12 protein-coding genes are annotated in these 18,292 nt (G+C 66.1%); 9 read left to right on the forward strand and 3 right to left on the reverse strand.

Annotated elements, in window-relative coordinates; genetic code table 11:
• Positions 1-149 precede the first annotated feature (149 nt).
• The 5 genes from ACSQ3S_RS21700 (at position 150) to ACSQ3S_RS21720 (ending at position 8,256) form a co-directional block, all read left to right on the forward strand.
• Positions 150-1,031 carry an NAD(P)H-binding protein gene (locus tag ACSQ3S_RS21700; RefSeq protein WP_436143736.1) on the forward strand — a complete coding sequence of 294 codons (882 nt, stop codon included), beginning with the start codon at positions 150-152 and terminating at the stop codon, positions 1,029-1,031.
• Entirely contained in the window at positions 1,028-2,113 is a 1,086-nt protein-coding gene (locus tag ACSQ3S_RS21705) for an efflux RND transporter periplasmic adaptor subunit (RefSeq protein WP_436143737.1), read from the forward strand. The genes ACSQ3S_RS21700 and ACSQ3S_RS21705 overlap by 4 nt, the downstream gene beginning before the upstream one ends.
• Positions 2,110-5,217: an efflux RND transporter permease subunit gene (locus tag ACSQ3S_RS21710; RefSeq protein WP_353403180.1), complete on the forward strand. Its 3,108-nt coding sequence runs from the start codon at positions 2,110-2,112 to the stop codon at positions 5,215-5,217. The genes ACSQ3S_RS21705 and ACSQ3S_RS21710 overlap by 4 nt, the downstream gene beginning before the upstream one ends.
• Entirely contained in the window at positions 5,214-6,644 is a 1,431-nt protein-coding gene (locus ACSQ3S_RS21715) for an efflux transporter outer membrane subunit (protein ID WP_436143738.1), read from the forward strand. The genes ACSQ3S_RS21710 and ACSQ3S_RS21715 overlap by 4 nt, the downstream gene beginning before the upstream one ends.
• Before the next feature lie 172 nt (positions 6,645-6,816).
• A complete protein-coding gene (locus ACSQ3S_RS21720; RefSeq protein WP_436143739.1) occupies positions 6,817-8,256 on the forward strand; it encodes an amino acid permease in 1,440 nt (479 codons plus the stop codon).
• Here the strand turns inward: ACSQ3S_RS21720 and ACSQ3S_RS21725 are convergent.
• On the reverse strand, positions 8,240-8,797 hold the full coding sequence (locus ACSQ3S_RS21725; RefSeq protein WP_436143740.1) for an Rrf2 family transcriptional regulator: 558 nt from the start codon (positions 8,795-8,797) through the stop codon (positions 8,240-8,242). The two genes, ACSQ3S_RS21720 and ACSQ3S_RS21725, sit on opposite strands and share 17 nt — an antisense overlap.
• Positions 8,791-10,011 (reverse strand): aromatic amino acid transaminase, encoded by a 1,221-nt coding sequence (locus ACSQ3S_RS21730; protein ID WP_436143741.1) that lies wholly within the window; start codon positions 10,009-10,011, stop codon positions 8,791-8,793. Before ACSQ3S_RS21730 ends, ACSQ3S_RS21725 begins: the two co-directional genes overlap by 7 nt.
• Positions 10,012-10,136: 125 nt before the next feature.
• On the opposite strand from ACSQ3S_RS21730, the gene ACSQ3S_RS21735 reads away from it, so the two are divergent.
• From ACSQ3S_RS21735 to ACSQ3S_RS21745, 3 genes are all read left to right on the forward strand, one after another.
• Complete coding sequence (locus ACSQ3S_RS21735; RefSeq protein ID WP_353403175.1) at positions 10,137-10,655, forward strand: Lrp/AsnC family transcriptional regulator; 519 nt, start codon at positions 10,137-10,139, stop codon at positions 10,653-10,655.
• A gap of 209 nt (positions 10,656-10,864) precedes the next feature.
• Positions 10,865-13,336, forward strand: coding sequence for a TonB-dependent receptor plug domain-containing protein (locus ACSQ3S_RS21740; protein ID WP_436143742.1), 2,472 nt, complete (start codon positions 10,865-10,867; stop codon positions 13,334-13,336).
• Positions 13,337-13,368: 32 nt separating this feature from the next.
• Positions 13,369-16,833 carry an indolepyruvate ferredoxin oxidoreductase family protein gene (locus tag ACSQ3S_RS21745; protein ID WP_436143743.1) on the forward strand — a complete coding sequence of 1,155 codons (3,465 nt, stop codon included), beginning with the start codon at positions 13,369-13,371 and terminating at the stop codon, positions 16,831-16,833.
• A 34-nt stretch (positions 16,834-16,867) separates the two neighbouring features.
• Here ACSQ3S_RS21745 and ACSQ3S_RS21750 read toward each other — a convergent pair whose 3' ends face one another.
• Positions 16,868-17,752, reverse strand: a complete 885-nt coding sequence (locus tag ACSQ3S_RS21750) for an AraC family transcriptional regulator (RefSeq protein WP_436143744.1) — start codon at positions 17,750-17,752, stop codon at positions 16,868-16,870.
• A 134-nt stretch (positions 17,753-17,886) separates the two neighbouring features.
• Here ACSQ3S_RS21750 and ACSQ3S_RS21755 point away from each other — a divergent pair, with 134 nt between their 5' ends.
• Positions 17,887-18,288 (forward strand): VOC family protein, encoded by a 402-nt coding sequence (locus tag ACSQ3S_RS21755; protein ID WP_436143745.1) that lies wholly within the window; start codon positions 17,887-17,889, stop codon positions 18,286-18,288.
• Positions 18,289-18,292 lie beyond the last annotated feature (4 nt).

Consider the following 18,292-nt stretch of genomic DNA (forward strand, 5'->3'; position numbering starts at 1 on the left):
CACATTACTCTCACTAAGATTATACCAACAATCTTAAAAATAGGCTGACACGCCATAAAAAGCAAGCAGGATATTTTTCTTGACTCAATTTAGATGTCGTCTATAATCCAAATCAATTCAACACAGCCTCACTCAATCTGGAGAGCGTCATGGAACGACGTAAATACCTCATCACCGCCGCGACCGGCAAGACCGGTGTGCACACCATCCGATACCTGCTGAGCAAAGGCCGCGCCGTGCGCGCCATGGTGCACAGCGAAGACGAGCGCAGCGAAGCGTTACGGAAAATGGGCGCCGAAATCGTGGTTGGAGACCTGCTGGAACACGACGACGTGCTGCGCGCCGTAGACGGCGTCAACGCGGCCTACCTGTGCTACCCGGTGCGCCCCGGCTTCATCCAGGCGACCGCTTATTTCGCCGACGCCGCCCAACGCGCAGGCCTGGACGTCGTGGTCAGCATGTCGCAGATCTCCGCCCGCGACGATTCCGAAAGCCACGCGGCGCGCGACCACTGGATCGCCGAGCGCGTGCTGGACTGGTCGGGCGTGCCCGCGGTTCACCTGCGCCCCGCCCTGTTCTCGGAATGGCTGACCTTCCCGTGGGTGCGCGACCTGCTGGTCGAAGAAGGCAGGATCGCCATGCCGCTGGGCGGCGGCCGTCACGCGCCTGTCGCTGCCGAAGACCAGGCGCGCCTGATCGCGACCATCCTGACCAATCCCGCCGCGCATATCGGCAAAACCTATCCGCTGCATGGCCCCGTTGAATACAGCCAAAAAGAACTGGCGGAAGAACTGAGCCGCATTCTCGACCGCCGCATCGTGTACAGCCCGGGCACCCTCGAAGAATACGAGCGCCACCTGAAGAAATACCACCTGCCCGAATTCCTGATCCAGCACTTCCTGGCGATTGCGGTCGACTACCAGAACGGCATCTTTGCCGGCGTCGACGGCGTCATCGGCGAGATCACCGGCCAGGCACCGCAAACCGTCGAGCAATTCGTCAAAACCAACATCGGAGCCTTCAAACCATGAACACCCCCATCGCCATCCGCGGCATCGTCGGCGCAACGTTACTGTTGGGCCTGGCGGCCTGCAGCCATCCGGCATCCCAACCCGACTCCCCAGCCAAGGTCGCCTGGTTCACGGCCGCATCCGCGAGCGGGGGCAGCGCCACCTTCACCGGCGTGGTCCATGCGCGTACCGAAAGCAACCTCGGGTTCCGCGTGGCCGGCAAGATAGTCGAACGCCTGGTCGATCCTGGCCAGGCGGTGCGCAAAGGCCAGCCGCTGATGCGCATCGACCCGGTCGACTACGAGCTGGCCGCAGCCGCCGCGCACGCCGCCGTCGAAGCCGCGCAAGCGCGCCAGGCGCAAGCCGTCGCCGAGGAAGCCCGCCTGCGCAAGCTGCTGGCCTCCGGCGCCGTCTCCACCCAGGCGTATGAACAGGCCAAGGCCGCCGCCGGCACCGCGATCGCCCAAGCCAACGCAGAAGCCGCCCGCGCCCGCCAGACCGACCACCAGCGCGACTACGCGGTACTGCTGGCCGACATGGACGGCGTGGTCATGGAAGTGCCGGCCGATGTCGGCCAGGTGATAGGCGCCGGCCAGACCGTCGTCAAGCTGGCGCGCGAAGGCGCGCGCGAGGCACTGGTCTACCTGCCGGAAAATGCGCTGCCCCTGGCCAGGCGCCCCGCCACCGCCGTGCTGTACAGCGAACCGGACCAGCCCTCCCCCGCCACGCTGCGCGAACTGGCTTCGGTGGCCGATCCGCAGACCCGCACCTACCTGGCCCGCTATACGCTGGGCGGCGAGGCCGGCCGCGCGCCGCTGGGCGCCACCGTGACGGTGCAAATGGACGGCGGCGCAACGCCGCAAATCAGCGTGCCGGTCAGCGCCCTGGTGGATCAAGGCAAGGGCACGGGAGTGTGGGTGATCGACAGCAAGAGCTCGACCGTCAGCCTGCGTGCTGTCAAGGTCGCGCGCCTGGGTGAAGAACAGGCGCTGTTGTCGCAAGGCCTGGCGCCGGGCGAACGCGCAGTCGCCTTCGGCGGCCATCTGCTCAAAGCCGGCCAGAAGGTCTCCCCGCTGCCGGCCCAAAGCGGGAGCGGATCATGAGCGGCTTCAATCTCTCCGCCTTTGGCGTCCGCGAACGCGCCATCACCCTGTTCCTGATCATCGCCATCGTGGCGGCCGGCGCTTTCGCCTTCCTGCGCCTGGGCCGCGCGGAAGATCCGACCTATGTGGTGAAGGTGATGACGATCACCGCCGCCTGGCCCGGCGCCACGGCCGAGGAAATGCAGCGCCAGGTGGCCGACCGCCTGGAGAAACGCCTGCAGGAACTCGACAGCTATGACCGCGTGGAATCCACCTCGCGCCCCGGCATCGTCATCATGAAGCTGTACCTGAAAGACGATACCGAGGCCAAGGCGGTCGAGGACAGCTTCTACCAGGTGCGCAAGAAGCTGGGCGATGAAGCCCTCAACCTGCCGCGCGGCGTCGTCGGCCCCATCGTCAACGATGAATATTCCGACGTGTACTTCGCGCTGTTCTCCCTGACCGGCAAGCAGCTGCCGCACCGCCAGCTGGTACAGCAGTCGGAAGAAATCCGCCAGCGCCTGCTGCGCGTGCCCGGCGTTCAGAAGGTCAACATCCTGGGCGAGCAGCAGCAAAAAATCTACGTTGAAATCTCGCATCAGCGCCTGGCCACGCTGGGCATCAAGGCGCAGGCAGTCATCGATGCGCTGGGCAAGCAAAACGACGTGGCCTCCGCCGGCTTCGTCGACACCAAGGGGCCGCGCGTCCAGCTGCGCCTGGACGGCGCCATCAACAGCGTCGACGCCATCAGGGACATTCCGATTGCCGCGGGCGAGCGCACGCTGAAGCTGGGCGATATCGCCGACGTCAAGCGCGGCTACGAAGATCCGGCCAGCTTCGTCATCCGCAACCAGGGCGAGGCCTCGCTCGACCTGGCGGTGGTGATGAAGAAGCGCTACAACGGCCTGGAGCTGGGCAAGGCGCTGGTCGCGGAACAGAAGTCCATCGCCGCCTCGCTGCCGACCGGCATCGAGTTCAAGCTGGTGGCGGACCAGTCCCGCGCCATCACCGATGCCATCGACGAATTCATGATCAAGTTCGTGGTCGCGCTGGCGGTGGTGATCGTGGTGAGCCTGGTGACGCTGGGCTTCCGCGTCGGCATCGTGGTGGCCGCCGCCGTGCCGCTGACCCTGGGCGCGGTGTTCGTCATCATGATGATGACCGGCCGCGACTTCGACCGCATCACGCTGGGCGCATTGATCCTCTCGCTGGGCCTGCTGGTGGACGACGCCATCATCGCCATCGAGATGATGGTGGTGAAAATGGAAGAAGGCCTGGACCGCATCGCCGCCGCCACGCACGCCTGGAGCTCGACCGCGGCGCCGATGCTGTCCGGCACCCTGTTGACCATCATCGGTTTCCTGCCGGTGGGCTTTGCCCGTTCGACCGCCGGCGAGTATGCGGGCAACATCTTCTGGGTGGTGGCGTTTTCGCTGTTGACCTCGTGGGTGGTCGCCGTGTACTTCATCCCCTACATGGGCGTCAAGCTGTTGCCCGATATTCCAGCCAAGGGCGGTGGCCACGACGCCATCTACAACACCCCGAACTACCAGCGCATGCGCTCCCTGGTGCGCTGGTGCGTGGACCACAAATGGCTGACCGCCGGCGTGACGGCGGCGTTGTTCCTGCTGGCTGGCGTGGGCATGGGCGCGGTGCAGAAGCAGTTCTTCCCGGATTCCGAACGTCCGGAACTGACCATCGAAGTCAATCTGCCGCCCGGCAGCGCCTTCGGCGCAACCGACGCGGTCGTGCATGACATCGAAGAGGCATTGAAGAAGGAACCGGAGGTCAAGATCGTGTCGAGCTATGTCGGCCAGGGTACGCCGCGCTTCTTCCTGGGGATCAATCCCGAGCTGCCCAACCCGGCCTACGCACAAATGATCGTGCTGACTGAAAATGCGCATGACCGCAATGCGCTCAAGGTGAAAGTGCAAAAGATGATCGCGGACGGCCGCTTCCCGCAAGCCCGCGTGCGGGCGGCCCAGTTCGTGTTCGGGCCGCCCGTGACCTATCCAGTGCTGTTCCGCGTCGCCGGTCCGGACCTCGGCCAGGTGCGCACCATCGCTGAACAAGTCCGTGCCATCATGGAGAAAAACCCGGACACGCGCGGCGCGCACCTGGACTGGGGCAATCTCACCCCGACCGAGCACCTGGTGCTGGATCAGGAGCGCCTGCGCCAGGTCGGCCTGAATCCGCGCGATGCCGCGACGCAGTTGCAGGCCCTGCTGAACGGCCTTCCTTCGACCCAGATCCGCGAAGGCCTGCGTTCGGTGGAAGTGCTGATCCGCAGCCCGCGCAATGAAGGCAAGGGCTTGAAGGACATCGCCAACCTGACGCTGACCACCGCCGGCGGCGCCGCCATTCCGCTGTCGCAGGTGGCCCGCATCGAAACGCGCATGGAGGACGCCGTCCTGAAGCGCTACAACCGCGAGCCGTTCATCGCTGTCCAGGCCGACGTGCGTGACGGTAGCCAGCCGCCCGACGTCACCAACGCCATCCTGCCGCAGCTGGCCAGCCTGAAAGCCAGCCTGCCGGCCGGCTACCACATCGACACCGGCGGCTCGGTGGAAGAAAGCGCCAAGGCCGATGCCGCGCTGGCCAAGCTGTTCCCGCTGATGATCATCCTGATGCTGCTGGTGATCATGCTGCAGGTGCGCTCCTTCGCCACCATGTGGATGGTGTTCGCCACCGCTCCGCTGGGTCTGGTGGGCGCCGTGCCGACGCTGCTGCTATTCGACAAACCGTTCGGCTTCAACGCGATTCTCGGCCTGATCGGCCTGGCCGGCATCCTGATGCGCAACACGCTGATCCTGGTCGACCAGATCCAGCACGACATCGCCCACGGCGCCAGCAAGTACGAGGCCGTGGTGGAGTCGACGGTACGCCGTGCGCGTCCCGTGATACTGACCGCGGTGGCGGCTATGCTGGCCTTCATCCCGCTGACCCATTCGAGCTTCTGGGGCCCCCTGGCCTATGTGCTGATCGGCGGCGTCGGCGTCGGCACCGTGCTGACCCTGCTGTTCCTGCCGGCCCTGTATTCGCTGTGGTTCAAAGTCAGCAAACATCAACAAGCGCCTGAGGTGCACACCGAGGTCCTTCACCTCGTTGAAAGGGAAATAGCATGAAAACCGTCCATCCACTGAAAACCGTACCCGTCATCCTGGCCGGCCTGATCCTGTCGGCCTGCTCGCTGGCGCCGGTCTACGAACGCCCCGCGCTGCCGGTCGCCGGCAGCTGGCCAACGCCGGCGGCGGCCGATGCCGGCGGCCAGGCGGCCCACGACATTCCCTGGCAGGACTTCTTCCAGGACCCGCAGCTCAAGCAGGTGATCGCCATCGCGCTGGACCACAACCGCGACCTGCGCGTGGCGACGCTGAACATCGAACGGGCCCGCGCGCTGTACCAGATCCAGTCGGCCGACCGGCTGCCGGCCGTCAATGCCGGCCTGTCCGGCGCCCGCCAGCGCGTCCCCGACCAGGTGGCGCCCGGCGGCAAGGGTGGCACCGCCAGCGTTTACACGGCCGGCCTGGGCGTGACCGCATTCGAACTGGATCTGTTCGGCAGCGTCCGCAATATGAGCCAGGCGGCGCTGGAGCGCTATGCCGCCACCGAGCAGGCCCAGCGCGCTGCACAGATCAGTCTGGTGGCGGAAGTCGCCTCCGTCTACGAGGCGGTGCTGGCCGACGAGCGCTTGCTGGCCCTGAACCGGCAAACGCTGTCCAGCCGCACCGAATCGCACCAGCGCCAGATTCAGTTGCGCGAGCAAGGCGCCAGCTCCGAATACGACCTGCGCCAGTCGGAATCGCTGCTGCAGGCGGCCAAGGTCGCGCTGGCCCAGGCCACGCGGCAGCGGGCGCTGGACGAGAACGCGCTGACGGTGCTGGCCGGCCGCAGCTTGCCGCCGGCGCTGCTGCCGGCCCATGGCGCCAGCTGGGACAGCAACGTCATGGCCGAGCTGCCAGCCGGGCTGCCGTCCGAACTGCTGACGGCGCGCCCCGACATCCGCGGCCAGGAAGCATTGCTGCGCGCATCCAACGCCAACATAGGCGTGGCGCGCGCCGCCTTCTTCCCGCGCATCACGCTGACCGGCGCCTTCGGTTCCTCCAGCAGCGAACTGTCCGGCCTGTTCGACGCCGGCAGCCGTTCATGGAGCTTCCTGCCGCAGATCACGCTGCCCATCTTCGACGGCGGCCGCAACCTGGCCAGGCTGAACGTGGCCAGGACCGACAAGGACATCGCCATCGCCCAGTATGACAAGACCATCCAGGTCGCCTTCCGCGAAGTGGCGGACGCGCTGGCCGGACGCGCCACCCTTGGCGACGAACTGCGCGCGGTCAAGGCGCAGGAAAATGCCGAGCAAGTCCGCTACGACCTGGCCAGGCTGCGCTACGAAGGCGGGGAAGCCAGTTACCTGGAATACCTGGACGCGCAGCGTTCACTGTTCAGCGCACAGCAACAGACCATCCGTACCAGTTTGGCCGAATTGCAAAACCGGATAGGCCTGTACAAGGCACTGGGAGGCGGCTGGACCAACGGCCCCGCCAAGGGTTGACGATGTGAGCGCGGTACTGGCAGCCAAATGGCCAACGTCATTGATGAAAACGGCACACCATCGCACCGAAACTATTGCTTCGGCACCTAGCCCATATTTCCAAACATAATTCTGAAAGGCTACGCCGATAATCTTCTCCGTTCGCCCACCGCATCTAACCTGGAGAAGCAGCGTGAGTATTTTCAGAACCAAGAATCTCGATGACATGATCGCGGCCAGCCGCAAACCGGGCGGCCTGGCCAAAGTGCTGGGGCCGTTCGACCTGCTGCTGATGGGCATAGGCGCCATTGTCGGCACCGGCATTTTCGTGCTGACCGGCACCGGCGCCGTCACCGCCGGACCGGCGTTGGCGCTGTCGTTCGTGGTGGCCGCCATCGCCTGCTGCTTCGCCGCGCTGTGCTACGCGGAATTCGCCTCCGCCGTGCCGGTCGCGGGCTCGATCTACACCTACACCTACGCCACGCTGGGCGAACTGGCCGCCTGGATGATAGGCTGGGACCTGCTGCTCGAATACGGCCTGGCCACGTCGGCGGTCTCGGTCGGCTGGTCCGGCTACTTCCAGTCGCTGATCGCCGGCTTCGGCGTCCATCTTCCGGCCGCCCTGACGGCCGCCCCCGGCGCGCTGCCCGGCGTCACCACGTGGATCAACCTGCCGGCGCTGTGCATCATGCTGGTGCTGACAGCGATGCTGAGCTGGGGCGTGCGCGAGTCGGCCCGCCTGAACAACGTCATGGTGGCGATCAAGGTCGGCGTGGTGCTGCTGTTTATCGCCGTCGGCGCGCGCCACGTGCAGCCGGCCAACTGGCGTCCGTTCATGCCGTTTGGCTACAACGGCATGCTGAGCGCCTCCGCGCTGGTGTTCTTCGCCTTCATCGGCTTCGACGCCGTGACCTCGGCCGCCGAGGAGGTCAAACGCCCCGAGCGCGATCTGCCGATCGGCATCATCGGCTCGCTGGCCGTGTGCACGCTGCTGTATGTCGTGGTGTCGGCCATCATGACCGGCATCGTGCCTTACCAGCGCTTCCTCGGCGTCGACCATCCGGTCTCGCTGGCGCTCAAATACGCGGGCGAAAACTGGGTGGCCGGCTTCGTCGACCTGGGCGCGATCCTGGGCATGACCACCGTGATCCTGGTGATGGCCTACGGCCAGACCCGTGTCATCTTCGCCATGTCGCGCGACGGCCTGCTGCCGAAGCGCCTGTCGAAGGTGCATCCGCGCTTCCACACGCCGTTCTTCGCCACCTGGCTGGTGGGCATCGTGTTCGGCCTGATCGCCGCCGTGGTGCCGCTGCACGTGCTGGCCGAGTTGATCAACATCGGCACCCTGGCCGCGTTCTGCCTGGTCTCGGTGGCGGTGGTCATCCTGCGCAAGAAGCGCCCGGACCTGCACCGCGCGTTCCGCTGTCCCGGCGTGCCGGTGATTCCGGCATTGGCCGTGCTGTTTTGCGTGACGCTGATGACGTATCTGAGCGCGCTGACCTGGATCGCCTTCCTGGTCTGGCTGTCCGCCGGGCTGGTGGTCTATTTCGGCTATGCGCGCAGGAATTCGGTGCTGCAGGCCTCCGGCGCGAAGGCCTGGCGCAGCGACGCCGCGGTCACTGGAACGCCGTGAACGCGTCCGCGGCCGGTGCCGCGATCGGGTTCAGGCGGCGTTTGCGCGGCATGGGCAGCGGCTGCCAGCGGGCGGCCGACGTCAGGCCGATCTGGCTGAGCGTGAATTGCCGCAGGTGCGCCAGCAATGCGACGTTGATGTTCAGCGTGGCCTGGCTGATGAACAGGTCGGCCGAACGGCAAAACAGGTCCGCCTCGGCCGTCGCGCGCGGATCCCGCAGCTGGACCAGCGGTCCGGCCAGCGCGATGAATACCGTCTCCAGCGTCACCATCGCGGGGTCGCAACGCAGCGTCCAGCCGCCCCGCTGCCCCGCCGGCATGTGCTGCGCGATCTCGGCCTGGAATTCATTGCCGATCAAGCCCGCGCAGCGCAGCGCCTCGCAGGTCGCGGCGGTCGTGCGCTCGGCCAGCCCGGTATCGCGCACCAGCTGCTCCAGGCTGGCCGGGCGCGGCGCGCGCCGGATCAGGTAGGCCAGCACCCTGGTTGCCGCCTGGACCCGGCGGTGCAGGCGCGCGTCGCCCAACAGGTAGCGGTTCAGCATGGCCGGCCTCCCGCGCCGCCGCGCCGCAGCACCTCGGCCAGGGCGGCGGCCACGTATTCCAGGTTGGCCGGCGTCAGCGCCGCCATGCACAGGCGGCCGCTCCCCACCAGATAGACGCCATGGGCATCGCGCAACGCCGCCACCTGCGACAGCGACAATCCCGTATAGCCGAACATGCCGCGCTGGCCAAGCAGGTAATCAAAGTCGTGACCCGGCGCTTGCGCGGCCAGCAGCGTGCACAGGCCGGCGCGCATGGCGGCGATGCGCAGCCGCATGGCTTCCATTTCGGCCGCCCATTCGGCGCGCAGCGGCGCGCTGCCCAGCACCGCCGCCACCACCGCGGCGCCATGTCCCGGCGGACTGGAATAGCTGCGGCGCACGGCGGCCTTCAACTGGCCCAGCACCGTGTCGGCCTGGCTTGCGTCCGGACAGACCACGCTCAGCGACCCGACCCGTTCCCCATACAGCGAAAAATTCTTCGAGCAGGAGCTGGCGACGAAGAACGTCATCCCTTGCTCGGCGAAATGGCGCAGCGCGTAGCTGTCGTCCTCCAGGCCGGCGCCGAAGCCCTGGTAGGCGACGTCGAAAAAGGGCACCAGCTTGCGCTTGCGCAGCGCGGCCGCCAGCTGCCGCCATTGCTCGTGACTGAGGTCGGCGCCGGTCGGATTGTGGCAGCAGGCGTGCAGCAGCATCACGTCGCCTTCCTGCATCGTGTCGCATGCGGCCAGCATGGCGGCAAAGTCGACGTCGCGCTGCTCGCGCCGGTAATAGCGATAGCTGCCGATGCCGCAGCCGGCGCCGGCAAAGATGGCGCGGTGGTTGTCCCAGCTCGGGTCGCTGACCCAGACCCTGGCCTGGCCGAAAAACTGCTGCAGGAAATCGGCGCCCAGCCGGAGCGCACCGGAGCCGCCCAATGTCTGCACGGTGGCGATGCGCCCGCCGGTCACCGCCTCATGCCCGGCGCCGAACAGCAATTGCTGGATCAGCCGGCGGTACGCCGGCGCGCCTTCCATCGGCAGGTAGGGTCGCGCCGGGGAGCGTGCCAGCAGCGCCGCCTCGGCCCTGGCGACGGCACTCATCACCGGCAGCACGCCGCTGCCGTCGGTGTAGACGCCGATGCCAAGATTGACCTTGGCGCTGCGCTGGTCGCGGTGGAAATCTTCGTTCAGGGTCAGGACCGGATCGCCGGGATAGCCTTCGATATGCTGGAACATCGGATTCTCCTTTGACAGTGTGTGCGGCCCAGTCTATCGCGTGGTTTACGCAATATGTGACGGTTTTGTGTGCAATACTCGTGGCTTCACGCACGTTTTGTGCATAACCATCCTGTGAGGATTCCATGACCGCCATTTCCGTAGACCGATACGACATCCAGCTGCTGACCGAACTGCAGCGCGATGGCCACGCCACCAACAGCGGCCTGGGTGAAAAAGTGCACCTGTCGGCGTCGCAGATCAGCCGCCGGGTGCAGCGGCTGGAGGAAGCGCGCGTGGTCGACCACTATGCCGCCATCCTCGACCCGGTGGCGGTGGGCCTGGACGTGATGGTGTTCACCCAGGTCACCATGGACCGCCACAACGACGCGGCCATCGCCAAGTTCGAGCGCGAGGTGCGCAAGCTGCCGCAGATACTGGAGTGCTTCTCGCTGACCGGCGAGGCGGACTACCTGCTGCGCATCGTGGCGCCGGACCTGGCCGCGTTTTCCGAGTTTGTGTCCAAGCACCTGCTGCGCCTGCCCGGCATCACCAACGTGCATTCCAACGTCACGCTGGACAAGGTCAAGCAGACCCACGTGCTGCCGCTCGACCATGTGATGCAGCCGGTCGAAAGCAAGAAGCGCATCAAGTTCGCGCCCTGAGCGGTTCCGGACTTTTGTTGAAATCATGCACAAACCGTGCATGAAACACGGTATTTCTCGATAAGAACCGTCACATTGTGCGCGGACCGCGCGATAAACTTTTCATCAGCTGGCGAGCCTTGAACGCCATGCGATGCATCAGTAGCGCAGTCCCAACGGTGGTGCGACAGCGCCGCCGCCACAACTATTTCTAATCGAGAGAACCGCACATGAATCGTCGTCCATGCAATCCCCTTTCCTCCGACACCGGCAAACTGCGTCTGGGCCTGATGGCCAGCGCCTTGTTGATGGCGTTACATCCAGTCCAGGCGCAACAGGCGGACACCCCCACCTCGGTGGTGGTGCTGGGCTCGCGCTCGGCCGCCAAGACGGCGCTGGATACCGCCTCGCCGGTCGACCTGATCAACATCAAGGACATGCAGAGCGCCGGGCCGCTGGAGCTGGGCAAGCTGCTGCAGACGCTCGATCCGTCGTTCAACTTCTCCTCGACCTTCATCAGCGACGGCACCGACATCATCCGTCCGGCCACCCTGCGCGGCCTGGGCCCCGACCAGCTGCTGGTGCTGGTCAACGGCAAGCGCCGCCACCAGCAGGCGCTGGTCAACGTGCAGCAGACGGTCGGCCGCGGCTCGGCCGGCACCGACATCAACGCCATCCCGCTGTCGGCCATCCACCACATCGAGGTGCTGCGCGACGGCGCCGCCGCCCAATACGGTTCCGACGCCATCGCCGGCGTGATCAACATCGTGCTCAAGTCGCAGACCAGCGAAACCCAGATCAGCAGCGAAATCGGCACCACCGCCGAACATGACGGCAACCTGGTGTCGGGCAGCGTCAATCGCGGCTTCACGCTGGGCGAGGATGGCGGCTTCCTCAACCTGTCGCTGGAGGCGCGCCGCCGCGGCGAAACCAACCGCGCCGGCGTCGACTCGCTGCGGGTCGACCCGCCCCGCGTCACCCAGCGCATCGGCGACAGCCTGGCCAAGGACAGCTACCTGTGGTGGAACGCGGCGCTGCCGGTGGACAAGGACGGCGAGTTGTACGCCTTCGGCGGCGTGTCCAGGCGCACCGGCGATTCGGCCGGCTTCTTCCGCCCCGGCGGCGACGGCCGCAACGTGCCGGCGGTCTATCCGAACGGCTTCCTGCCGAACATCATGACCACCGTGAAGGACGCCTCCTTCGCCTTCGGCTACCGCCGCGACCTGCCCGGCGAGTGGAAGTTCGACCTCAGCGTGAACCACGGCCGCAGCGAACTCGATTTCCATGAACGCAATACACTCAACGTCAGCTACTGGTATGAGCCCAAGGCCGATGGCGGCATCTACGCCGAATCGCCGCTGGAAGCCGATACCGGACGCCTGAAGTTCCGCCAGACCACCTTCAACGCCGACCTGAAAGGGCCACTGGTGCTGGGCGGCCAGAAGATCTTCCTGGCCACCGGTTTCGAATACCGCAAGGACGGCTACGCGATCGAGGCCGGCGACCCGGTGTCCTACCAGTACGGCCGCAGCAACAACCCCGCCATCAAGATCGTCGACCAGGCCGGCGGCATCGCGGCCTCGGGCACCCAGGGCTTCCCCGGCTATACGCCATCCACCGCGGTGGACGACAGCCGCCATAACATCGCGCTGTATCTGGATGGCGAGAGCCAGTTGACCGAGCAGCTGCTGGCCGCCGCCGCCGTGCGCCACGAGAAGTACTCGGACTTCGGCAACACCACCACCGGGAAACTGAGCCTGCGCTACGACCCGTCGCGCGTGCTCGGCCTGCGCGGCAGCGTATCGACCGGCTTCCGCGCGCCGAGCGTGCAGCAGAAGTTCTACAGTTCGGTGTCGACCAACCTGAACGCGGCCGGCGTGCTGACCGAGACCCTGACGGCGCGTGAAGGCAGCGCCGTCACCACCGCGCTCGGCATCCCGCCGCTGAAGCAGGAGACCTCGCGCAGCGGCAGCATCGGCCTGGTGCTGCGCCCGGCCGCCAACATGTCGGTGACGGCCGACCTGTATCGCACCGATATCAAGGACCGCATCGTCTTCTCCAGCAATATCGCGCCGGAGTCCGGCCCGTGCGCCACCGCCGCCGACTGCCCGATCAAGGCCATCCTCGATCCGCTCAAGGTCGGCCAGGCCCAGTTCTTCACCAACGCCATCGACACCCGCACCACCGGCCTCGATGTGGTGGCCGAGCACACCAGCAGCGTCGCCGGCGGCAAGCTGGTGCTGTCCGGCCAGCTGGGCTTCAACAAGACCGAAGTCACCAAGCGCCATTCGCAATCGAGCCTGCTGAGCGGAACCCAGCTGTTCGACGACGCGCAGGTCACCTTGATCGAGCATGGCCAGCCGCGCGTGCATCACGCGGTGGCGGCCGACTACAGCACCGGCCCGTGGAACCTGAACACCCGCGCCAGCTATTACGGTTCGGTGCAGGGCCAGGGCTTTACCGCGCCCTACATCCAGACCTGGGATGCCAAGTGGCTGGTGGACGCGTCGGTGCGCTACAACTTCACCAAGCGTATCAGCCTGACGGCCGGCGCCACCAATCTGTTCAACACCTATCCGACCGCATGGGACAAGACCAAGGCCTTCCCGTTCCCGCAGCTGGGCTTCACCTACTGCTGGGAGACCTGCCCGATCGGTATCAACGGCCGTCAAATGTATGCGCGCGTCGACGTGGCATTCTGATTAGCGCAGCACAAGGAAGCAAAGGAGCTTAGATGGGATCGAGAGAACAACTGCCGCCGCCGGGAGACGAAGTGCTGGCCGATGCGGACTACCGCCTGGAAGACAAGCTGCGACGCCAGAGCGGCCGCATTTTCATCACCGGCACGCAAGCACTGGTGCGCTTGATGATCAGCCAGCGGCAGGCCGACGCCGCCCGCGGCCTGCGCAGCGCGGGCTTCGTCAGCGGCTACCGCGGCTCGCCGCTGGGGGCGGTCGACCAGGAGATGTGGCGCGCCAGGCGGCAGCTGCAGGAACACCAGATCGAGTTCCTGCCCGCCATCAATGAAGACCTGGCGGCCAGCGCGGTCCTCGGCACGCAGCAGGTGGAGAACGATCCCGCACGCACGGTCGACGGCGTGTTTGCCATGTGGTACGGCAAGGGTCCCGGCGTCGACCGCTCCGGCGACGCGCTCAAGCACGGCAACGCCTACGGCAGCTCGCCGCATGGCGGCGTGCTGGTGGTGCTGGGCGACGACCACGGTTGCGTGTCGTCGTCCATGCCGCACCAGAGCGAGCAGGCGATGATGGCCTGGGGTATGCCGGTGCTCAATCCGGCCAATATCGAGGAGTACCTGGAATTCGGTCCCTACGGCTGGGCGCTGTCGCGCTTCAGCGGCGCCTGGGTCGGGTTCAAGGCGATCTCCGAGACAGTCGAAGGCGGCGCCGTGGTGCAGATTCCGGCGCCGCGCAGCTATGCCGATCCGCTGGACTATGCTCCGCCGCCAGGCGGCCTGCATGTGCGTTGGCCGGACCTGCCGGGCCTGGGCATCGAACAGCGCATGGCCGACAAGCTGGAAGCGGTGCAAGCCTTTGCCCGCACCCATGCGATCGACCGGATGGTGGTGGCCGCGCCCGGCGCCACGCTGGGCATCATCAGCGCCGGCAAGGCCTACCTGGATCTGCTGGAGGCGCTGCGGCGCATGGACCTGGGGCCGGAGCGGCTGGCACAGCTGGGCATACGGCTGTACAAGCCGGGCCTGACCTACCCGCTGGAACGGAGCCGGCTCGCCGCGTTCGCCGACGGCCTGCGGCAGTTGCTGGTGGTCGAGGAAAAAGGCGCGGTGATCGAGGATCAGCTCAAGACCCTGCTGTACAACCAGCCGCCGGCCAGCCGTCCGCAGGTGCTGGGCAAGACCGACCTGCAAGGGCAGCCGCTGCTGTCCGCGCTGGGCGAGCTGCGCCCTTCGCGCATCGCGCCGGCGCTGATCCGCTGGCTGGCGCCGCAGCTGCCGGCTCTGGGGCTGGAACAGCACCTGCCGCGCTTCTGCGCCGCCGACCTGCTGTCCAACGCCGGCGACGCGGTCAAGCGCACACCCTACTTCTGCTCCGGCTGTCCGCACAACACCTCCACCAGGGTGCCGGAAGGCAGCCGCGCGCTGGCGGGCATCGGCTGCCACTTCATGGCCACCTGGATGGACCGCGACACCGTCAACCTGACCCAGATGGGCGGCGAAGGGGCGCCGTGGGTAGGGGCCTCGCGCTTCACCAGGGAGCCGCACGTGTTCCAGAATCTGGGCGACGGCACTTATTACCACTCCGGCTACCTGGCGATCCGCCAGGCCATCGCGGCGCGCACCAACATCACCTACAAGATCCTGTACAACGATGCGGTGGCCATGACCGGCGGCCAGCCGGTGGACGGCAAATTGACCGTGCCGCAGATCGTCCAGCAGGTCAGCAGCGAAGGCGCGGCCAAGGTGGTGGTGGTGACCGACGAGCCGGAACGCTATGCCGGCGTGGATCTGGCGGCCGGCGTCACCGTGCATCACCGCCGCGAACTCGATGCCATGCAACGCCTGCTGCGCGAGATCGCCGGCGTCACCGTGCTGGTGTACGACCAGACCTGCGCCGCCGAGAAACGCCGACGCCGCAAGAAGAACCGCCCGGACCTGACGGTGTTCCCCGATCCGCCGCGCCGCATGGTCATCAATCCGGCCGTGTGCGAAGGCTGCGGCGACTGCGGCGTGCAGTCGAACTGCCTGTCGATCCTGCCGCTGGAGACGCCGCTGGGCCGCAAGCGCCAGATCGAGCAATCGTCCTGCAACAAGGACTATTCCTGCGTCGAAGGCTTCTGCCCCAGTTTCGTGTCGGTGGTGGGCGGCAGTCTGAAAAAGCCGGCCGCCACCACCAGCCTGGAACAGTTGGAGCGCCTGCTGGCGGCCACGCCGCTGCCCGCGCCGTGCGCGCTGGAGCGGCCGTTCGAAATGCTGGTGGCCGGCGTCGGCGGCACCGGCGTGGTCACCATCGGCGCGCTGATCGCCATGGCGGCCCACCTGGAAGGCAAAGGCGCGTCCACGCTGGACTTCATGGGGTTCGCCCAGAAAGGCGGCGCGGTGATGTCGCATCTGCGGGTGGCGCGCTCGACGTCCGAGCTGCACCAGGTGCGCATCGACCTGCAGCAGGCCGACGCCGTACTGGCCTGCGACCTGGTGGTGGCGGCGATGCCGGACGCCCTGTCCGTCATGCGCCACGGCCATACCCGGGTGGTCGGCAACGAGCAGGAGATCCCGACCGCCGAATTCACCCGCAATCCCGACGCCAGCGTGCAGCTGCCCGCGCTGCTGGAAAAGATCGCCCACGCGGCCGGCGCCGAACGCGTCGACACGCTCAACACCCACCGGCTGGCGGCGCGCCTGCTGGGCGATCCGATCGCCGCCAACATCCTGATGCTGGGCTATGCGTGGCAACGGGGCCTGGTGCCGGTCGGCCTGGCGGCGTTGATGCGCGCGATCGAACTCAATAACGTCGCGGTGGACATGAACAAGCGCGCGTTCGCGGTGGGCCGGCTGGCCGCCACCGACCGCGCGGGACTGGCCGCGCTGGGCGGCGCGGGGTCCAGGGTGATCCAGTTCGCGCCGCCGGCGTCGCTGGACGAGACCATCGCGCTGTGCTCCGGTTTGCTGGAAAAGTACCAGGACGCCCGCTATGCCCACCGCTACGTGGAGGCGGTCGGCAGGGTGCGGTTGCGCGAGCAGCCGCTCAACCGCAACACGCCGCTGGCCAAGGCGGTGGCCCGCAACCTGTACAAGGTCATGGCCTACAAGGACGAGTACGAGGTCGCGCGGCTACATGCCGACCCGGCGTTCCGGGAACAGATCGCAGCGCAGTTCGAAGGTGAGTACAAGCTCGAATTCCATCTGGCGCCGCCGCTGCTGGCCCGCAAGCGCGCGGGCTCCACGGTGCCGGCCAAGATGCGTTTCGGCAGCTGGATGTTGACGGCGTTTCAGCTGCTGGCGCCGCTCAAGGTCTTGCGCGGCACGCCGTTCGATCTCTTCGGCTATACCGGGGAGCGGCGGCGCGAGCGCGCGCTGCGCGAGGACTACTTCCAGCTGACGGAGCGCATCGCGGGCGAACTGAGCGCGGACAACCACGCCGAGCTGCTGCGTCTGGCCCGTGTACCGGAACGGATACGCGGCTTCGGCCACGTCAAGCTGGCCAGCATGGCGCAGGCCCGCTAGCGGTGAGTTCGCATACCGCTCAAGTTGCGCGCCATCAGCGCATTGCGCCAGCGATCCTGATGGCGTCTCTTCCGGGCGGCAGGCCAAACTCACGCGCATACTCCCTGCTGAATTGGGTAGAACTTTGGTAACCAACTTCGTGCGCGGCGGCGGTAACGCTGTAGCCGGAGGCTATGAGCAGCGTGCGGGCGTTGAGCAACCGAATTTGCTTTTGATATTGAACCGGGCTGAGTGCGGTGACGGATTTGAAGTGACGATGGAAGGCCGATATGCTCATGGCTGCGCCATCCGCCAAATCCTCCACACGCATCGGCAGGGCATAGTTGCGCCGGATTTGCTGGATGGCTTGATTGACGCGCGCGAGCGCCGAATCAGGTGAGGCGATGTCGCGCAACATCCAGCCCATCGGCCCTTGCAAGACGCGATAGAGGATTTCGCGCTCGTAGGCCGGCGCCAGCGCGGCTATGTCCGATGCATGGTTCATCAAGCGCAGCATCCGCACCCAGGCATCCAGCAATTCCGCTGTCACGGCCGCCACAGAGAAGGCATGCTCTTGATGCTCCCGGCGATCGGCGGTATCAGGCAGATCGCCGAGCAGATTTGCGATAATGCCGGCGTCCAGCGTCAGGCTGACCGCCAGATAGGGTTCCCCCCTATCTGACGGCAGCACCAATCCCGCCGCAGGCAGTCCCACGGACATGACGAAATACGTCGCGGGGTCATAGTGCAAAGTCCGCCCGCCTACCGTCATCGACTTGCTGCCACGCAGTATCAGATTGACCATCGGGTCATAGACCGCCGCCAGCCGGTGCTCAGGGATGGCCCCCTGTACCATCGCGACGCGGGGGATGCCCGTTTCCGTACGCAGGTTCTGGGCATGCGCGGTCAATGCCCGAAGCTCATTGAGTTGGTTTTCCATACAGAGTATTAGACCTCAACTGACGGCTTCCTGGTAACGAAAAGCAGAAATAGGCAGGATTGAGGTATGAAATGGCAGGCCGATTTCGATACCGACACCTAATATGCAGGCTCACGTAAACAAGGAACCATACCATGCTGGATCACATATTCCTTTCGGTTAGCGACATCAACCGATCCATTGCCTTCTATACGGCCGCCCTGGCACCACTGGGCATCATCAATCGCCTCGACTACAACGGCAAAGACGGCCCTGCCGGCCATCCGGACCTCAAGGGATTTGGCGCAAACGGCTGCATGTTTTTTTGGCTGAGGCATGGCGCCGCTGCGCCGGACGCCGTGCATATCGGCTTCGTTGCCGATTCCGAGCACATGGTGAACTCCGCATATGCGGAATCCCTGGCTGCCGGCGCGACGTCGATCCATGCTCCCGCCCCCCAACCTCACTACGACTCTCGCTACTATGCAGCGCAAGTGAGGGACCCGGACGGCTACAGCCTGGAATTCGTCTACAAAAGTTGGCAACACGGGAGTTGATCTG

Source organism: Duganella sp. LjRoot269 (assembly GCF_964254095.1).
In the GTDB taxonomy this organism is placed as follows: Bacteria; Pseudomonadota; Gammaproteobacteria; order Burkholderiales; family Burkholderiaceae_D; genus Rugamonas; species Rugamonas hordei.